This is a genomic window from Staphylococcus sp. HMSC36A10 (genome assembly GCF_001838845.1).
GTDB lineage: Bacteria > Bacillota > Bacilli > Staphylococcales > Staphylococcaceae > Staphylococcus > Staphylococcus aureus.
In genome coordinates, this window is the sequence record NZ_KV839086.1 from 30,003 (window position 1) to 48,643 (window position 18,641).

Genomic DNA, 18,641 nt, shown 5'->3' on the forward strand with positions numbered 1-18,641 from the left:
CATTCACTCAATATGTGACGGTGTTTTATATATTTACGTTAACACTATTGCTGTGGCTTTTGACGGCCTTTTAATAAAATTGCTGTCGCACCTACGATAATAATAAATAGAATCGCACCAAATAATCCCATATATTTTACTGCGTTACCGAACACGATACCGACAGTTAAAAAGTCTGTATCTGAGAATGTTGTTGCAGCACCACCTAATTCGCCTAAAAATGGCAAGAATAATAATGGTAAAAACGTGATTAGGATACCATTTAGAGCGGCGCCAGCAACAGCACCTTTAATACCGCCTCTTGCATTACCGAATACAGCAGCCGTTGCACCTAAGAAGAAGTGTGCAACTACGCCAGGTAAAATGACGACGCCACCAAATAAGAATAAGATAAACATACCGATGACACCTGTAATAAAGCTGACAAAGAATCCAATTAATACTGCATTTTGTGCATAAGGGAACACAATAGGGCAGTCTAATGCAGGTTTAGAATTTGGTACAAGCTTTTCAGAAATTCCTTTAAATGCTGGGACGATTTCAGCTAAGATTAAGCGAACGCCCGTTAAAATAATAAATACACCAGCAGCAAATGTCACACCTTGAATTAATGAAAAGACAATAAAGTTTTGACCATCACTAATAGATTCGTGTATATAACTAACGCCCGCAAATAAGCATGCGATGAAGTAAAGTAATGCCATCGTAATCGAGATACTAATTGTACTTTCTCGTAAGAAACTTAAGCCTTTTGGAAATTTAATCTCTTCCGTTGATTTAGACTTACCTTTGAATAATTGACCTACAGCACCTGCGGCAAAGTAACTGATTGAGCCAAAATGACCTAAAGCTACTTGGTCATTCCCTGTAATTTTTCGCATCGTAGGTTGGAGTAATGCAGGTAATACTGCCATGATTAATCCTAATACGAGTGCGCCGATAACAATCGTTAGCCAGCCTTTAATATGACTGACTGTTAAAATGATTGCTAAAAACGCAGCCATGTAAAATGTATGATGACCTGTTAAAAAGATATATTTTAAATTAGTGAAGCGGGCAATTAAAATATTAACAATCATGCCACAGACCATGATGAGTGCAGCTGTTGTTCCAAAATCTTTTAAGGCTAGTGAGACGATAGCTTCGTTGTTAGGTACGATACCTTGCACACCGAATGCGTGTTGGAATATTTTGCCAAATGGCTCAAGAGATCGAACGACGACATCAGCACCTGCACTTAAAATTAAGAAGCCTAATATCGTTTTAATGGTTCCTGAAGTGATCGTTGCGGCAGGTTTTTTCTGAACGATTAAACCTATAAAGGCAATCAGTGCAACAAGAATGGCTGGTTGACTTAAAATATCGACTATAAAATTAAGGATTGCTTGCATAGGTCGTACCTCCTTTAAATCATGTTAAGTTGTTGTAATTTTTCTGAGAGCTTTTGTTGTAATTCAGCTTTATCTAAAATATTATCAAGAACTAAGACATCCCCTAGACGTTCGGCATTTTCAGCTAAATCTCTACCACAAATAAACAAGTCAGCCATCTCTGGACTTGCTGTCATAATGTCACTATGTTCAACTTCGATATCAGATGGTGCATTAAGTTGCCTAAGTGCTTCTTGTGCGTTCATTTCTACCATAAAACTACTTCCTAAACCGTGGCCACATACTACTAAAATTTTCATATTAATCATGCTCCTTTAAAATGTTTTTAATGTCTTGTGCATTTGTTGCAGTTAATAGTTGCTGGACTGTTTGGTTATCGCCCAGTACGGTTGCTAAATTTTGTAATACAGATAAGTGTGAATGATTGTCGATGGCACTCAATACAAAAATGAGAGATGCGTAGTGATCTTCATCACAAAATGCCACATGTTGATTCAACTTTAATAGACTTAAACCAACTTGATGTACGTCATTGTTCGGTCTTGCATGTGCAATTGCAATTTCAGGTGCGATAACGATATAAGGTCCAAGTTCATTAACGCTATCAATCATTGCTTGAACATAGCCTTGTTCAATAATTTGTTCTTGTAGTAATGGCTGAGAAGCTATAGTTATAGCTTCAGTCCAATCATTTACTTGTTCTTTTACAATGATGCGTGTTGTTGACAAAATGTCTAATGACACGTTATTAAGCCTCCTTTGTCATAGTTAAAGCAATGTGTTGTTTAATTTTAAAAATATTCCCATCTAAGAAATCTTGTCGATATAAGTCGTTGCTTAAGCATTCGCTTAACTGTCCCAATGCCTTTAAATGTGCATTGGGGTGGTCCGTTGCTAATGTAATTACAAGGTGAACGGGATCGTTAGCTTTACTACCAAAGATAATCCCTTCAGTGAAATATGTTAGTGCGAAACCTACACCATTCTGTACATAATCAGTACCAGCGTGAATAAGTGCAATATGTGGACTAATGACCATATATGACCCGAATTGTTCAAATTGTTTTAAAATTGCAGCTGTATAATTTGAATAGACAATGCCATCATTGATTAAAGGTTGCACAGCCACTGCAATTGCGGATTCAATTGATAATGGTTGTTTATTTATAATGATGCGATGTTCAGGCAATAAATCTGCGAGTGACTTGCCATCAGTTGCCATTTTCATGACTCGTTGTTCTCTTGAGTCATTGATAATTTGATTCAATTTTTGACGAGATTGTTGATTGATAAATGGATCGACATGAATAACTGGTACAGCTGATATTTCACAAGGTACTGTTGAAATGACATAATCAATGTTATCTTGCAATAATCGACTTTCTTCCAATTGATAAATGGAATAGGCATCCCAAATGTGAAACTCAGGATACAGGTGATTTAGTTTTGATTTTAAAAGTTGTGACGTGCCTATACCAGAACCACATAGTAAGACAACCTTAATCATTGATTGTTTATGTGTTGCAACACGCTCTATACTTGATGCGAAGTGAATTGTAATGTATGTTAATTCATCTTCGTTGAAGCGAATAGCAGCATCTTGTTCAATTGGACTAATATGCTTGCTAACGGCTTCAATGATTTGAGGATAGCGACGCATAACTTCTTGCCTCAAAGGATTAGGTTGTAGCATATCGTATTTAATACGATGTATAGCTGGTTTGATATGTGTGATCAGACTGGTATGTAACTTGTTGTCTTTTGACATATCAATGCCTAATTCTTGGCTAACACAAGTGATCAATTCATGTATATTTTGCGATAAATCATGGTATTCAAAGGTAATTGAAGATGCTGTATGTTCAGTCATTTTAGAGCCTAGTAAATGTAACGTGATAAAGATAATTTCAGACTCTGGAAATGTGACATTACAACTGCGTTCTAAGTTTTCTATCATTTTTGAAGCAATAGCATACTGATTAGTATGTCGCCATTTATCAATTTCATTGATAGGTATATCGAACGAAAAATTTTCATTTAAACGCTGAATGGCAATGAGTATATGATAGATTAAGCCATCGATAGCCGACTGAACTAAATGATAATTTTCACTATTTAATGTCTTAATAATGGCACGGCGAACCAATGCGATTGATTCTGAATTAAAGATATCCGCCTCTATAAAAGGTGCAGCTTGTTTCATATATTGATGTATAAAGTGTGCATACGCTTTACGATAATGATCTTCCTCACCAATAATATTGAATCCTTTATTGTGGACATAATTTAACTTTAAATGGTATTGATCTAGTTGGGCTTGAATCATTTTAATATCATCTGCAATTGTCCGACGCGAAACATTAACATCTTGCGCAAGTTGCTTTGTTGAAACAGGATCGGTTGTTTCGAATAACTTTAAAGCGATATGTGTGAGTCGTTCATCTTTTGAAAAATGAATTTGATTTGTTAGATTGTGCTCTAATTCATTTAATAGTGTCGCGTGAGCTGTTGTTACTTTGATGCCTGCAGCTTTATTACGGCTGACTTGGTAATGATAAGTTTCAGCATATTGCTCAATATATGCTATATCATATTGAATGGTACGAGGTGATACACCAAGTTGATTAGCAATGGTATTGATTGGAATAAACGTTTGCTCATGAATTAAAAGATACAAAATTTCGATTTGTCTATAACTTAACAACGTAATATCCTCCTATTTGTAATTGTAAGCGATTTCTTAAAAACGTAGATATGCAATCTCTTTCATATTTTAATCCGAAAAATTGCATATCAAAATGTTTATGGCGCAAGATTTTATAGGAACTTTTAAAATAAATTAGATATTCATGTTGACAATTTAAAAATGTCGCAGTATATTTAGTTAGACATCTAACGAAATGGTGGTGCAATAAATGGAATTCACTTATTCGTATTTATTTAGAATGATTAGTCATGAGATGAAACAAAAGGCTGATCAAAAGTTAGAGCAATTTGATATTACAAATGAGCAAGGTCATACGTTAGGTTATCTTTATGCACATCAACAAGATGGACTGACACAAAATGATATTGCTAAAGCATTACAACGAACAGGTCCAACTGTCAGTAATTTATTAAGGAACCTTGAACGTAAAAAGCTGATCTATCGCTATGTCGATGCACAAGATACGAGAAGAAAGAATATAGGGCTGACTACCTCTGGGATTAAACTCGTAGAAGCATTCACTTCGATATTTGATGAAATGGAACAAACACTCGTATCGCAGTTATCTGAAGAAGAAAATGAACAAATGAAAGCAAACTTAACTAAAATGTTATCTAGTTTACAATAAATGATAAGTGTGACTGGTAGAAATCAGTCACTTTGTCTTTAATATTATAGTTAGATATCTAATTGTTAGTAAGCTAATTATTGGAAAAGACAAGGAGTATTGAACAATGAAAGACGAACAATTATATTATTTTGAGAAATCGCCAGTATTTAAAGCGATGATGCATTTCTCATTGCCAATGATGATAGGGACTTTATTAAGCGTTATTTATGGCATATTAAATATTTACTTTATAGGATTTTTAGAAGATAGCCACATGATTTCTGCTATCTCTCTAACACTGCCAGTATTTGCTATCTTAATGGGGTTAGGTAATTTATTTGGCGTTGGTGCAGGAACTTATATTTCACGTTTATTAGGTGCGAAAGACTATAGTAAGAGTAAATTTGTAAGTAGTTTCTCTATTTATGGTGGTATTGCACTAGGACTTATCGTGATTTTAGTTACTTTACCATTCAGTGATCAAATCGCAGCAATTTTAGGGGCGAGAGGTGAAACGTTAGCTTTAACAAGTAATTATTTGAAAGTAATGTTTTTAAGTGCACCTTTTGTAATTTTGTTCTTCATATTAGAACAATTTGCACGTGCAATTGGAGCACCAATGATTTCTATGATTGGTATGTTAGCTAGTGTAGGCTTAAATATTATTTTAGATCCAATTTTAATTTTTGGTTTTGATTTAAACGTTGTTGGTGCAGCTTTGGGTACTGCAATCAGTAATGTTGCTGCTGCTCTGTTCTTTATCGTTTATTTTATGAAAAATAGTGACGTTGTGTCAGTTAATATTAAACTTGCGAAACCTAATAAAGAAATGCTTTCTGAAATCTTTAAAATCGGTATTCCTGCATTTTTAATGAGTATCTTAATGGGATTCACAGGATTAGTTTTAAATTTATTTTTAGCACATTATGGAAACTTCGCGATTGCAAGTTATGGTATCTCATTTAGACTTGTGCAATTTCCAGAACTTATTATCATGGGATTATGTGAAGGTGTTGTACCACTAATTGCATATAACTTTATGGCAAATAAAGGTCGTATGAAAGACGTTATCAAAGCAGTTATCATGTCTATCGGTGTTATCTTTGTTGTATGTATGATTGCTGTATTTACAATTGGACATCATATGGTCGGACTATTTACTACTGATCAAGACATCGTTGAGATGGCGACATTTATTTTGAAAGTAACAATGACATCATTGTTATTAAATGGTATAGGTTTCTTGTTTACTGGTATGCTTCAAGCGACTGGGCAAGGTCGTGGTGCTACAATTATGGCCATTTTACAAGGTGCGATTATCATTCCTGTATTATTTATTATGAATGCTTTGTTCGGCCTCACAGGTGTCATATGGTCATTATTAATTGCTGAGTCACTTTGTGCTTTGGCAGCAATGTTAATCGTCTATTTATTACGTGATCGTTTGACAGTTGATACATCTGAATTAATAGAAGGTTAAATATTTCGTACACTTCTGGCTGAGTATATTTCGGTCGGAAGTGTATTTTTCGAATAAAAAATAAATATATGATACGATTATGAAAAAAATAAAGTGAGAATGACATATGTATAAATCTAAAATACTGTTGAAATATATTTTTAGTGAAGAACCAGAAGTTAAAGATTTAACTGAAGAAAAATATAATCAAGATTACGAAGCATTAACATTTAGCTTTAAAGAGGAAACATATCAAAGTAGGTTAGCTAAGAAAACACCGACTAAAGCAGGGTATTTTGTTACATGTTGGACAAAAGACGAGAACAATTGTAATCAACCATACTCAAAAGAGGCATTTGCAGATTACTTAATGATTATAGTTATTGATGAAGAATTAAGCGGTTATTTTTTATTTCCTAGGGAATTATTGGTAGAAAAAGGTATCTTAACTACATTTGAACATAAAGGTAAGATGGCTTTTAGAGTTTATCCTAAGTGGTGTAATCAATTGAATAAAACAGCAGGGCAAACACAAAAGTGGCAATGTAAATATTTTTTTGAATACTAATAAAAAGTCATATGGTTGAACTTATAAGAGATGAATATATCATCTTTCGATAAGATAACCATATGACTTTATTTTTTATCATTTAATGATGAACGGTTTCTTGTCCTACTTTATTCCAAGTGAGGATAAAGCTCAACATTGCAAACACACTGATTGCTGTTAATAAAATAAAACCGACATCCCATCCGAATTTATCAACTACAGCACCTAAGACGATGTTGGCCATTACAGCACCAAACAGATAACCAAATAATCCTGTTAATCCAGCTGCTGTGCCAGCTGCTTTTTTAGGTACATAATCTAATGCTTGTAAACCAATTAACATAACTGGTCCATATATTAAGAAACCAATGGCAATTAATGAGACATTGTCTAACCAAGCATTGCCTGGAGGATTTAACCAATAAATTAATACAAATACTGTGACACCTAACATAAAGAAGAAACCTGCAGGTCCTCGACGACCTTTGAATAATTTATCAGAAATGTAACCACATAATAATGTACCAGGAATTCCAGCCCATTCGTATAAGAAGTATGCCCAACCTGATGCTTTTAAGTCGAAATGCTTTTCTTCACTTAAGTAGACTGGCGCCCAATCAAGTACACCATAACGCACGAAATAAACAAATATATTTGCAAAGGCAATTGCCCATACCCATTTATTGTTTAGTACATATTTAAATAAAATTTCTTTTGTAGTTAATTCTGTTTCTAATGTTTTCTTATCGCTTGTAGCAAAGTCGTTTTTATAAATTTCGATTGGAGGTAAACCTTGAGATTGAGGTGTGTCTCTAATCAATACGTATGAAATTGCGGCAATGATAAGTGCTAAGAGTGCAGGGTAAATGAATACACCTTCGAACCCTTTTAAATAACCAAAGTTGATAAATGCTGTTGTTGTAATACCCCAAGCAGCAATAGGTGCCATAATACCTCCACCAACATTATGCGCAACGTTCCAAAGGGCAGTCTTACTTCCGCGTTCACTTACACTAAACCAGTGAACGAGAACACGGCCTGAAGGTGGCCAGCCCATACCTTGAAACCATCCATTTAAGAATAATAGGACAAACATAATACCGATACCTGATGTAAAGAACGGTACAAATCCCATTAACAAATTGACGATAGCAGTGAGTGCTAATCCAAGAACTAAGAATATCCGAGCATTGCTCCGATCACTTACAGTACCCATAAAGAACTTACTAAATCCATATGCGATGGAAACAGCAGAAAGTGCAAAACCTAGTTCCGCTTTTGTAAAACCTTGCTCTTGCAATGCTGGCATCGCTAATGAAAAGTTTTTACGTAATAAATAGTACCCAGCGTAACCGATGAAAATACCAAGAAATACTTGGAGACGTAATCGTTTATAGGTATCATCTATCTGATTTTCTGGCAAAGGCTTAATATGCTTTGCAGGTTTAAGAAAATTCATAAAATCCTCCTTAATATGTATTTATATGCATTTTGTGCGATAAACTTATATTAGACATCTATGAAAGCGTTGTCAATATACTTTTGTGAAATCTTGCATATTTAGTTATTGAAGTATTTTATAAACATTTAGAAAAAATAAATTGCTACACATAAATTTATAATTATGCAATTATTATGTCGTTATACATACTAGCTGTGTATCTACGAATGAGTACAAACATATTTTTATTTGCAGAAAAGGGGTAAATGGCATATAACTATCTTTTTTATGTAAGTTGGTATAAAATTTATACTAATAGGAGGGATAGTATGAATATAGTAGGGCATCATCACATATCCATGTATACAAAAGATGCAAAACGTAATAAGGATTTTTACACAAATGTCCTTGGATTACGATTAGTTGAAAAGTCGGTTAATCAAGACAATCCTTCAATGTATCATTTGTTTTATGGGGACGAAGTAGGTACAGCCGGAACAATTTTAAGCTTTTTTGAAATTCCCAATGCGGGTCATAAGCAGCCAGGTACTGAAACGATTTATCGATTTTCTTTATTAGTACCAAATCAAGCGGCACTTCATTATTTTGAAAAACGCCTTGATAATAATGGTATTACGTCTGAACGTTTGTACTATCTTGGACAAGAAGGTGTTGTCTTTAAAGATGAAGACGACTTAGAAATCATATTGCTTGTTAATGATAGTTTTGAAGTACCACATCAATGGCAACATAACGTTTATAGTGAAATACCTCAAGCATATCAAATTTTAGGAATAGGGCCAGTCGAATTAAGAGTTAGAAATGCAGCGCGTACGGTAGAATTTTTGGAAAATGTCTTAGGTTATCGCAAAAGAGATAATAAATCATTCGATGTGCTGACATTAGCACCACAAGGTTTATATTCGGATTTTGTAGTTATTGAGCAACAGGGACAACGTGAAAGACCTGGACGAGGTTATATCCATCATATTGCAATTAATACACCACAAATGAGTGACTTAGATGCAATTTACAAGAAATTACAACAACAAACACAAAGTAATTCAGGTATAATTGATCGCTATTTCTTTAAATCATTATACTATCGCCATAATTCAATTATGTATGAATTTGCGACTGAAGCGCCTGGATTTACTATTGATACACCTCTTGAACAATTAGGAAGTCAATTGAACTTGCCTGACTTTTTAGAAGCAGAACGTGAACAAATTGAAAGTAAGTTACACGAAATATAAAGGAGAATGTTTAATGGCAAAATTAGAAATGAATAAAAATACACCTCTTGAGTTTGGTTTGTATTCCTTAGGTGATCATTTATTGAATCCATTGAAAGGTGAAAAAGTTAGTTATGAGCAACGTATTAATGAAATTATTGAAGCAAGTAAATTAGCAGATGAAGCAGGTATTGATGTTTTTGCAGTTGGTGAAAGTCATCAGGAGCATTTTACAACACAGGCACCTACGGTTGTGTTAGGTGCAATTGCCCAAGCGACAAAGCATATCAAAGTTTCAAGTTCTTCAACGATTATTAGTGCAACAGATCCTGTAAGAGTATTTGAAGACTTCGCGACATTAGATTTGATTTCTCATGGTAGAGCCGAAATTGTAGCTGGCAGAGCATCAAGAACAGGTATTTTTGACTTGTTTGGCTATGATTTAAAAGACTATGATGAATTGTTTGAAGAAAAATTAGGTTTACTTTTAGAGTTAAATAAAACTGAGCGTATTACTTGGTCTGGAAAATATCGTCCAGAACTTAGAAATATGAAAATATTCCCAAGACCAATCGATAATACATTGCCAATATGGCGTGCTGTTGGTGGTCCACCTGCAAGTGCTATTAAAGCGGGAAAACAAGGTGTGCCAATGATGATTACAACCCTTGGTGGCCCAGCAATGAACTTTAAAGGTTCTATAGATGCTTATCGTCAAGCAGCAACTGAAGCAGGTTTCGATGCTTCGCCTAAGTCTTTACCAGTAAGTATAGCGAGTCTGTTTTATACAGCTGAAACAACTCAGGATGCTATGAGAGAATTTTATCCACATTTGAATACAGGGATGTCATTTATTCGTGGCGTTGGTTATCCGAAACAGCAATTTGCTAATTCACCAGATTATAGAGAAGCGCTAATGGTTGGAAGCCCGCAACAAATTATTGAAAAGATATTGTATCAACACGAGTTGTATGGTCATCAACGTTTTATGGCACAGCTTGATTTTGGCGGTGTGCCATTTGAAAATGTTATGAAGAATATAGAGTTAATTGGCAACGACATTATACCGGCGATTAAAAAGCATTTATCAAAATAGGAGGGGCGTCATCATGAATATTGTATTATTGTCAGGTTCCACAGTAGGTTCTAAAACGAGAATTGCTATGGATGATTTAAAAAATGAACTAGAAGTCATCAATGAGGGACATCAAATAGAGTTGATGGATTTACGAGAACTTGAATTAGAATTTAGCGTTGGAAAGAATTATCTAGATACTACAGGAGATGTATATAAATTAACGACGTCGTTAATGCAGGCTGATGTGATTTTTATTGGTTTTCCAATTTTTCAAGCTTCCATCCCTGGTGCTTTGAAAAATGTGTTTGATCTACTTCCAGTCAATGCGTTTCGTGACAAGGTAATAGGACTTGTAGCGACAGCAGGTTCTAGTAAACATTATTTAATTCCTGAAATGCATTTAAAACCAATATTGAGTTACATGAAAGCACATACGATGCAAACGTATGTATTTATTGAAGAGAAAGATTTTTCAAATCAACAAATTGTCAATGATGATGTTGTATTTCGGTTAAAAGCGTTGGCACAATCCACAATGCGAACTGCCAAAGTACAACAACAAGTGTTTGAAGAAGAAAACAACCAATACGACTTTTAAAGTATAAAAATAAGACGCTCGGCACACTAAATTTGCAAGTGTTTGAGCGTCTTTTCATATTAACTATATAGCCAATGAACGACGATAAAGGCAAGTGATGACAAGCATATTGAGGTAATAATGATTGTCATAAGCGGTTTAAGTGCGCGATTTTTAAGATCTTTAAATGCAACATTTAACCCTAAAGCAACCATGGCCATTAATAAGCAAATTGTTGATACAGTATTTAAAATATTTAGCAATGCTGACGGAATAGTTACATATGTATTCACTAAGGCCATAATGACAAATCCAATTAAAAAGTATGGAATGCTTATTCGACCATTGCTAGATGATTCTGATGAACGGAAACGCATAATTAAAATAAGTACGATGGTTAATGGAATCAGTAAGAATACTCTGCCAAGTTTACCAAGAAGTGCAATTTTAAGTGCATCACTACCACCAAAGCCACCAGCTAGGACAACGTGTGCAATTTCATGAAGACTAACGCCAGACCAAGCGCCATAAACATTTGTCGTCATTGAAAAGATAGCATAGATAGCTGTATATATAAGTGAAAATATCGTACCAATCAATGCGATGATACCGATACTAATAGCTGTATCCTTTTCACGTGATTTGAATATTGGAGCGACTGCAGCAATAGCGGCAGCACCACAAACGCCTGTACCTACACCTAGTAATAATGCGATGTTTTTGTCACCATGCAACAGTTTGTTGACAAAGAGCATCATTACAATACTAAAAATAACGACACCTACATCGATGGCTAATAGTCTACTACCTTGACCGATAATATCGAATATATTGAGTTTAAGTCCATATAGGATGATTGCAAATCTTAATAAATATTTAGATGAAAACGTAATACCTGAGCTATATTGTTCAGGATATCCTCTAAAGTGACGATATAGAATAGCGATTAATATCGCGATAGTTAATGCGCCAACCTTATCTAAGATTGGCAATTTAGCAGCTAAAAAGCTAAATAATGCGACTATAAATGTTAATGTTAGTCCAATCATAAAATGCTTATTTTTCAATGATGCCATGAGCAGTGCCTCCTTTAATAGCATTTTAGCACTGTTTTGTCGTATTTTTAAATATAAATTTGGAATGGTTAATAAAGTAGAGATTAAATTAAGTTGTGTGATAGGAAACTTGGACATCAATCAAAGTAATAGGCACTACAACGCTTATTGGCGGGGCCCCAACAAAGAGAATTTCGAAAAGAAATTCTACAAGCAATGCAAGTTGGGGAAGGACAACAAATTTAAGATACAAGGCGTAATATTAATATGTTATTATTATGATAATTTACAAAATTATATGAAAAATAAATGAGGGTGTGATGGTATGTTTGGAATGAAAGTGAATGAACAAATAATATTAAAAATTTTAGAAGCCCATGACACAGAAGCGCTTTTCAATTTAGTCAATCGTTCAAGAAATTCACTTAGGGAATGGTTACCTTGGGTAGATGCAACTGAGCAACCATCAGATACGCGTGCGTTTATTAAAAGAGGACTTTTGCAATTTTCTGATGGTAATGGATTTCAGTGTGGCATTTGGTATGAAGGAACGCTAGTTGGTGTCATCGGTTTACATGAAATTAATCGCATGCACAGAAAAACTTCATTAGGATATTATTTAGATAAACAATTTGAGGGTCATGGGATTATGACACAAGCAGTTGAGGCATTGATAAAGTATTGTTTCGAAGAGCTTGACTTAAACCGAATTGAGATTAGTGCCGCAGTTAATAATGAAAAAAGCCGAGCTATTCCTGAAAGGCTGGGATTTACTAGAGAAGGTATGTTACGTGACAATGAATTACTAAATGGTATTTATTCATCGAGTTACATCTATAGTTTATTAAAATCAGAATACGACCAAAAATGACAAATTAGACTTACAAAAGAGTGATGACATTTAAAATGGCATCGCTCTTTCATTTAATTTTTTTAAAATAAAAGGTTGTTGACAGTATTATTTTATAACAATATAATGATTTTGATAATTATTATCAACTAGATAATGTTCATGGGAGGATGCCTTAAAATCATCATTTTAAGAGCCACGTATTATCTTGGCATTTAGGGAGTGTGAGATAGTACGAATGAGGGCATGTCTATGGGGATAATAGAATTTCTATAATGAGGTGTCAAAATGAAAAAGTTAACAACGCTATTATTAGCATCAACGTTATTAATTGCTGCATGTGGGAACGACGATAGTAAGAAGGATGATTCAAAGACATCGAAAAAAGATGATGGTGTTAAAGCAGAATTAAAACAAGCAACAAAAGCATATGATAAATATACTGATGAACAGTTAAATGAATTTTTAAAAGGTACAGAAAAATTTGTTAAAGCGATTGAAAATAATGATATGGCCCAAGCAAAAGCGTTATATCCAAAAGTTCGTATGTATTATGAACGCTCTGAACCAGTTGCAGAAGCATTTGGAGATTTAGATCCTAAAATTGATGCACGTCTTGCAGATATGAAAGAAGAGAAAAAAGAAAAAGAATGGTCAGGATATCATAAGATTGAAAAAGCATTATACGAAGATAAGAAAATTGATGATGTGACTAAAAAAGATGCACAACAATTATTGAAAGATGCAAAAGAATTGCATGCCAAAGCTGATACATTAGATATCACACCAAAATTAATGTTACAAGGTTCTGTTGACCTATTAAATGAAGTTGCAACTTCTAAAATCACAGGTGAAGAAGAAATTTATTCACATACAGATTTATATGATTTTAAAGCGAACATTGAAGGTGCACAAAAAATTTATGACTTATTTAAACCTATTTTAGAGAAAAAAGATAAAAAATTAAGTGATGATATTCAAATGAACTTCGATAAAGTGAATCAATTATTGGATAAATATAAAGATAACAACGGCGGTTATGAGTCATTTGAAAAAGTATCTAAGAAAGACCGTAAAGCATTTGCGGATGCTGTTAATGCATTAGGAGAGCCACTAAGTAAAATGGCTGTGATTACTGAATGACAAATTATGAACAAGTTAACGATAGTACGCAATTTTCAAGACGTACATTTTTGAAAATGTTAGGTATTGGCGGTGCCGGTGTTGCAATTGGCGCAAGTGGTGTTGGTAGCATGTGGTCTTTCAAATCAATGTTCAATACACCAGAAGATCCGGAAAAAGATGCGTATGAATTTTATGGTAAAGTGCAACCAGGCATTACCACACCCACGCAAAAAACATGCAATTTCGTTGCGTTAGATTTGAAGTCAAAAGATAGAGATGCAATTAAGGCAATGTTTAAAAAGTGGACGGTTATGGCTGATCGTATGATGGATGGTGATAAAGTTGGCAAGCCGAGTAACAATCCTTTAATGCCACCAGTAGATACCGGTGAATCGATAGGATTAGGTGCAAGCAAGTTAACGATTACCTTTGGGATTAGTAAGTCTTTGATGAAGAAAATTGGGTTATCTAGTAAAATTCCCGATGCCTTTAAAGATTTACCGCATTTTCCGAATGATCAGTTAATAGACGATTACAGCGATGGTGATATTATGATTCAAGCATGCTCAAATGATTCGCAAGTATCCTTTCATGCGGTTCATAATTTAGTTCGTCCATTTCGAGATATTGTTAAGGTACGTTGGGCGCAATCTGGTTTTATCTCTGCTAAAGGTAAGGAAACACCTAGAAATTTAATGGCATTTAAAGATGGAACAATTAATCCTAGAAAGAGTAATCAACTTAAAGATTATGTGTTTATTGATGACGGATGGGCGAAACATGGAACTTATTGTGTTGTCAGACGTATTCAAATACACATTGAAACGTGGGATCGTACTGCACTGGAAGAACAAGAGGCTACATTTGGTCGGAAACGACATAGTGGTGCGCCGTTAACAGGTGGGAAAGAGTTTGATGAAATTGACTTAAAAGCGAAAGATAGTCATGGCGAGTATATTATTGATAAAGATGCCCATACGAGACTAGCGAAAGAAGCAAATACGTCAATTTTACGTAGAGCCTTTAATTATGTTGATGGTACGGATGACCGCACAGGTAACTTCGAAACAGGCTTGTTGTTCATTGCTTTTCAAAAAGCGACAAAACAATTTATCGATATACAAAATAATTTAGGTAGTAATGATAAATTAAATGAATATATTACACATAGAGGTTCTGCTTCATTTTTAGTATTACCAGGTGTTAGTAAGGGAGGATACCTTGGTGAAACATTATTTGATTAAATTTGTAGCAATGCTAATAACTGCTGCTATGGTGTGTAGCTTTGGGTTACTGAAAAGTCAGGCAGCAAAACAACAAAGTATTAGTGATGTATATAGTGTGATAACGGATGCGAAATCTGCACTTTCTAATAATTCGATATCGAATGACAATAAGCAGAAAGCAATTGAGCAAGTGGTAAGTGCAGTTAAGAAATTATCGCTTGAAGATAATAGCGAAGGTAATGCTGTCAAATCAGATGTGAGAAAGCTTGAAGATGCAAAAGCGAATGATAATCAAAAAGATACACTTTCGCAATTAACGAAGTCATTAATTGCTTATGAAGAGAAATTGGCTAGTAAAGATGCGGGTTCTAAAATTAAACTATTGCAACAGCAAGTCGATGCCAAAGATGCAGTAATGACAAAAGCGATTAAAGATAAAAATAAAGCAGAGCTAGAATCGCTGAACAATAGTTTGAATCAGATTTGGACAAGTAATGAAACGGTAATTCGCAATTATGACGCAAATCAATATGGACAAATTGAAGTCGCATTACTGCAACTTAGAATCGCAATTCATAAGTCGCCATTAGATACAGCGAAAGTGTCACATGCTTGGACAACTTTTAAATCAAATATTGATCATGTCGATAAGAAAAGTGATACGTCTGCAAAAGATCAATACCATGTATCACAATTAAATGATGAGTTAGAGAAGGCGATTAAAGCTATCGACGACAATCAATTGTCGGATGCTGATGCTGCGCTTACACATTTTATAGAAATTTGGCCGTATGTTGAAGGTCAAATTCAAACTAAAGACGGTGCTTTGTATACGAAAATTGAAGATAAAATACCATATTATCAAAGTGTATTAGACGAACATAATAAAGCACATGTGAAAGATGGTTTAGTAGATTTAAATAACCAAATTAAAGAGGTTGTTGGCCATAGTTATAGCTTTGTTGATGTGATGATTATCTTTTTACGTGAAGGTCTAGAAGTGTTATTAATTGTAATGACATTGACTACTATGACGCGTAATGTCAAAGATAAGAAGGGTACTGCAAGTGTGATTGGTGGTGCAATTGCCGGACTTGTACTGAGTATTATCTTAGCAATTACGTTTGTAGAAACTTTAGGTAATAGTGGCATTCTTCGTGAAAGTATGGAAGCGGGATTAGGTATTGTTGCGGTCATATTAATGTTTATCGTTGGTGTTTGGATGCACAAACGTTCAAATGCGAAACGCTGGAATGATATGATTAAAAATATGTATGCCAATGCGATTAGTAATGGTAATTTGGTATTGTTAGCGACGATTGGTTTAATATCTGTGTTGCGTGAAGGTGTTGAGGTTATCATTTTCTATATGGGGATGATAGGTGAGCTAGCGACAAAAGATTTTATTATTGGTATTGCTTTAGCTATCGTTATATTAATTATCTTTGCGTTATTATTTAGATTTATCGTCAGATTGATACCTATATTCTATATATTTAGAGTGTTGTCGATTTTTATTTTTATTATGGGATTCAAAATGCTTGGCGTAAGTATTCAAAAGTTACAATTATTAGGTGCTATGCCGAGACATGTCATTGAAGGATTCCCAACGATTAACTGGTTAGGATTCTATCCAACTTATGAACCATTGATAGCACAAGCTGCCTATATTATGGTAGTTGCTATCTTAATCTTTAAATTTAAAAAATAAAAAACAGGCCGAGTGCCTGTTTTTTTGTTGCGATGTTGGAAATATTCGGTATTGCAGTATAACGATAATCACAGCATTAATTCTTATAAGATTAATGTGTTGGCGGTTTGCCTCGGTATGTAAATTTAACGATGAACGTACTGAACTCAAAGAGCAATATGAGTGGCAATGTGAGTAATATATTTAATGTTAAATCGGGTGGTGCAATGATACTTGCTAATACAAAGCAAGCGAAATAAATATATTTTCGATAATGCTTCAATGATGTGGTATCTATAAGACCGAATTTTGCAAGTCCTATGAATAATATTGGTAATTGAAATAGAATGCCAAATGTGAATAACCAACGTATAAGTTCAATCAAATATGCTTTAAAGCCAATGACAGGCGAAATGTTTAAAGTTAATGATAATTTTAACGCGAATTGAATGATCATTGGAAAGCCAACATAAAATGCAAAAGCGACACCAAAAATAAATAAAAGTACGCTAAAAAAGCTATATTTATAAATAAATTGGCGCTCATTATTATGCAAACCAGGCGCAACAAACGCCCACAATTGATAAAACATAACCGGTGAAATGAGACAAAACGCGATGAAAAATATAATCATCACGTATATTTGGATCATTTCTGTGAATGAAAATGCATGTAAGGACACATGTGCACGGGTAATATACGTTATGAATGGTGTCATCCACCAAAATGATGAAACATATACGACGATGACCGTAATGACGAACGACAATAAAATTTTTACTAACCGATGGCGTAGTTCGCTAAAGTGAACCATTAATGTATCATCAGTACTATTGCTCTCGCTGTTGCTTCGATTCCTTACTGGGTGTATCGTGAGACTCTTTATCTAAATCTTCTGTTGCAGATTTAAATTCTTTTAAAGTAGAACCGATAGCACGACCAAATTGTGGTAATTTTTTCGGACCAAAAATAATTAAAGCGATAATGCTAATGACGACAAGACTTGTTGGACCTGTGATGCCTAAAATAAAAGTGTTAGTTATCATGATAATCAACCTCACTCATAAGTAGTATATAGTATTTACTTTATACCGAACGATAATGATTATCAACAAATTTTATATAATAATTAAAATATTGCTATAAACACAACTTATTGAGGGATTAATTCTGAAATAACAGCTTGGTCTTGCAAGTCGATATAAGTACAAGTGCCCGCTTGAATATCGATATGCCATTTATAAATGCCAGCTTCAGCCATTTCATCACAAAATGTTTCAAAATCTGTTTGTCCTTGTTGATGTCTAGTTAATACATCTTGAACGATAGATTGATTTGATTTTTGAGCAACAGGAATCGTACTTTTCACAGATGACGTAACGATATCATCTTCTGATTGATGTACGTATGTTGCAGTGCCATCTTGAATGTTGACGATATTGTAAGTCATCCCCATATCTTTAAAAGCTTTGAATAGTTTTGGAAAATCAACACCAGTAAATTGTTGATGTGCTTGTTGAATTGCAGATAATGTAAATGCCATAATAGTCTCCTTTGAATCGTTTGATTTAGTGAAAATGCGTGCATCATACTAAAATTAGAATGCTGTTAATTATGCGGGAAGGTGTAACGAAAGTAAACAATTAT

General features: G+C 34.2%; 19 protein-coding genes. 10 read left to right on the top strand and 9 right to left on the bottom strand.

Annotated elements, in window-relative coordinates; translation table 11 throughout:
- Window positions 1-44: 44 nt before the first annotated feature.
- Genes HMPREF3247_RS03150 through HMPREF3247_RS03165 form a run of 4 tightly spaced genes read right to left on the bottom strand, consistent with a single transcriptional unit; the run spans window position 45 to window position 4,095 of the window.
- Window positions 45-1,391, bottom strand: a complete 1,347-nt coding sequence (locus HMPREF3247_RS03150) for a PTS ascorbate transporter subunit IIC (protein WP_001147966.1) — start codon at window positions 1,389-1,391, stop codon at window positions 45-47.
- Window positions 1,392-1,405: 14 nt separating this feature from the next.
- On the bottom strand, window positions 1,406-1,690 hold the full coding sequence (locus HMPREF3247_RS03155; RefSeq protein WP_000699538.1) for a PTS sugar transporter subunit IIB: 285 nt from the start codon (window positions 1,688-1,690) through the stop codon (window positions 1,406-1,408).
- A 1-nt stretch (window position 1,691) separates the two neighbouring features.
- Complete coding sequence (locus HMPREF3247_RS03160) at window positions 1,692-2,135, bottom strand: PTS sugar transporter subunit IIA (RefSeq protein ID WP_000050762.1); 444 nt, start codon at window positions 2,133-2,135, stop codon at window positions 1,692-1,694.
- A gap of 4 nt (window positions 2,136-2,139) precedes the next feature.
- Window positions 2,140-4,095 carry a BglG family transcription antiterminator gene (locus HMPREF3247_RS03165; RefSeq protein ID WP_000954261.1) on the bottom strand — a complete coding sequence of 652 codons (1,956 nt, stop codon included), beginning with the start codon at window positions 4,093-4,095 and terminating at the stop codon, window positions 2,140-2,142.
- A 211-nt stretch (window positions 4,096-4,306) separates the two neighbouring features.
- Between HMPREF3247_RS03165 and mepR the strand changes: the two genes are divergently transcribed.
- The 3 genes from mepR (at window position 4,307) to HMPREF3247_RS03180 (ending at window position 6,735) form a co-directional block, all read left to right on the top strand.
- On the top strand, window positions 4,307-4,726 hold the full coding sequence (gene mepR, locus HMPREF3247_RS03170; RefSeq protein ID WP_000397416.1) for a multidrug efflux transporter transcriptional repressor MepR: 420 nt from the start codon (window positions 4,307-4,309) through the stop codon (window positions 4,724-4,726).
- 106 nt (window positions 4,727-4,832) lie between these two features.
- On the top strand, window positions 4,833-6,188 hold the full coding sequence (gene mepA, locus HMPREF3247_RS03175) for a multidrug efflux MATE transporter MepA (protein ID WP_000651054.1): 1,356 nt from the start codon (window positions 4,833-4,835) through the stop codon (window positions 6,186-6,188).
- A 106-nt stretch (window positions 6,189-6,294) separates the two neighbouring features.
- Window positions 6,295-6,735, top strand: a complete 441-nt coding sequence (locus HMPREF3247_RS03180; protein WP_000278301.1) for a MepB family protein — start codon at window positions 6,295-6,297, stop codon at window positions 6,733-6,735.
- 82 nt (window positions 6,736-6,817) lie between these two features.
- Here HMPREF3247_RS03180 and glpT read toward each other — a convergent pair whose 3' ends face one another.
- Window positions 6,818-8,176 carry a glycerol-3-phosphate transporter gene (gene glpT, locus HMPREF3247_RS03185; RefSeq protein ID WP_001010111.1) on the bottom strand — a complete coding sequence of 453 codons (1,359 nt, stop codon included), beginning with the start codon at window positions 8,174-8,176 and terminating at the stop codon, window positions 6,818-6,820.
- A 311-nt stretch (window positions 8,177-8,487) separates the two neighbouring features.
- On the opposite strand from glpT, the gene HMPREF3247_RS03190 reads away from it, so the two are divergent.
- From HMPREF3247_RS03190 to HMPREF3247_RS03200, 3 genes are read left to right on the top strand one after another with little or no spacing between them, the layout of a single operon-like run.
- Window positions 8,488-9,414 carry a VOC family protein gene (locus HMPREF3247_RS03190; protein ID WP_001028205.1) on the top strand — a complete coding sequence of 309 codons (927 nt, stop codon included), beginning with the start codon at window positions 8,488-8,490 and terminating at the stop codon, window positions 9,412-9,414.
- Between the two features lie 13 nt (window positions 9,415-9,427).
- Entirely contained in the window at window positions 9,428-10,489 is a 1,062-nt protein-coding gene (locus tag HMPREF3247_RS03195; RefSeq protein WP_001096123.1) for an LLM class flavin-dependent oxidoreductase, read from the top strand.
- 13 nt (window positions 10,490-10,502) lie between these two features.
- The gene (locus tag HMPREF3247_RS03200) at window positions 10,503-11,069 is read left to right on the top strand and encodes an NADPH-dependent FMN reductase (RefSeq protein ID WP_001028431.1); all 567 of its coding nucleotides are present in this window, start codon (window positions 10,503-10,505) and stop codon (window positions 11,067-11,069) included.
- A gap of 59 nt (window positions 11,070-11,128) precedes the next feature.
- On the opposite strand, the gene HMPREF3247_RS03205 is transcribed toward HMPREF3247_RS03200, so the two are convergent.
- The gene (locus HMPREF3247_RS03205) at window positions 11,129-12,124 is read right to left on the bottom strand and encodes a YeiH family protein (RefSeq protein ID WP_000157643.1); all 996 of its coding nucleotides are present in this window, start codon (window positions 12,122-12,124) and stop codon (window positions 11,129-11,131) included.
- Between the two features lie 304 nt (window positions 12,125-12,428).
- Here HMPREF3247_RS03205 and HMPREF3247_RS03210 point away from each other — a divergent pair, with 304 nt between their 5' ends.
- From HMPREF3247_RS03210 to HMPREF3247_RS03225, 4 genes are all read left to right on the top strand, one after another.
- Window positions 12,429-12,974, top strand: a complete 546-nt coding sequence (locus tag HMPREF3247_RS03210) for a GNAT family N-acetyltransferase (protein ID WP_000467634.1) — start codon at window positions 12,429-12,431, stop codon at window positions 12,972-12,974.
- 267 nt (window positions 12,975-13,241) lie between these two features.
- Window positions 13,242-14,096 (top strand): iron uptake system protein EfeO, encoded by an 855-nt coding sequence (gene efeO, locus HMPREF3247_RS03215; RefSeq protein WP_000737194.1) that lies wholly within the window; start codon window positions 13,242-13,244, stop codon window positions 14,094-14,096.
- Window positions 14,093-15,322 carry an iron uptake transporter deferrochelatase/peroxidase subunit gene (gene efeB, locus HMPREF3247_RS03220; RefSeq protein WP_000186214.1) on the top strand — a complete coding sequence of 410 codons (1,230 nt, stop codon included), beginning with the start codon at window positions 14,093-14,095 and terminating at the stop codon, window positions 15,320-15,322. The genes efeO and efeB overlap by 4 nt, the downstream gene beginning before the upstream one ends.
- Entirely contained in the window at window positions 15,303-17,015 is a 1,713-nt protein-coding gene (locus HMPREF3247_RS03225) for an FTR1 family iron permease (protein WP_000683611.1), read from the top strand. Before efeB ends, HMPREF3247_RS03225 begins: the two co-directional genes overlap by 20 nt.
- 91 nt (window positions 17,016-17,106) lie before the next feature.
- On the opposite strand, the gene tatC is transcribed toward HMPREF3247_RS03225, so the two are convergent.
- From tatC to HMPREF3247_RS03240, 3 genes are all read right to left on the bottom strand, one after another.
- Window positions 17,107-17,808, bottom strand: coding sequence for a twin-arginine translocase subunit TatC (gene tatC / locus HMPREF3247_RS03230; protein WP_001566900.1), 702 nt, complete (start codon window positions 17,806-17,808; stop codon window positions 17,107-17,109).
- 16 nt (window positions 17,809-17,824) lie between these two features.
- Entirely contained in the window at window positions 17,825-18,049 is a 225-nt protein-coding gene (locus tag HMPREF3247_RS03235; RefSeq protein WP_001794540.1) for a twin-arginine translocase TatA/TatE family subunit, read from the bottom strand.
- A gap of 98 nt (window positions 18,050-18,147) precedes the next feature.
- Complete coding sequence (locus HMPREF3247_RS03240) at window positions 18,148-18,537, bottom strand: DUF1398 domain-containing protein (protein ID WP_000886013.1); 390 nt, start codon at window positions 18,535-18,537, stop codon at window positions 18,148-18,150.
- Window positions 18,538-18,641: the final 104 nt, after the last annotated feature.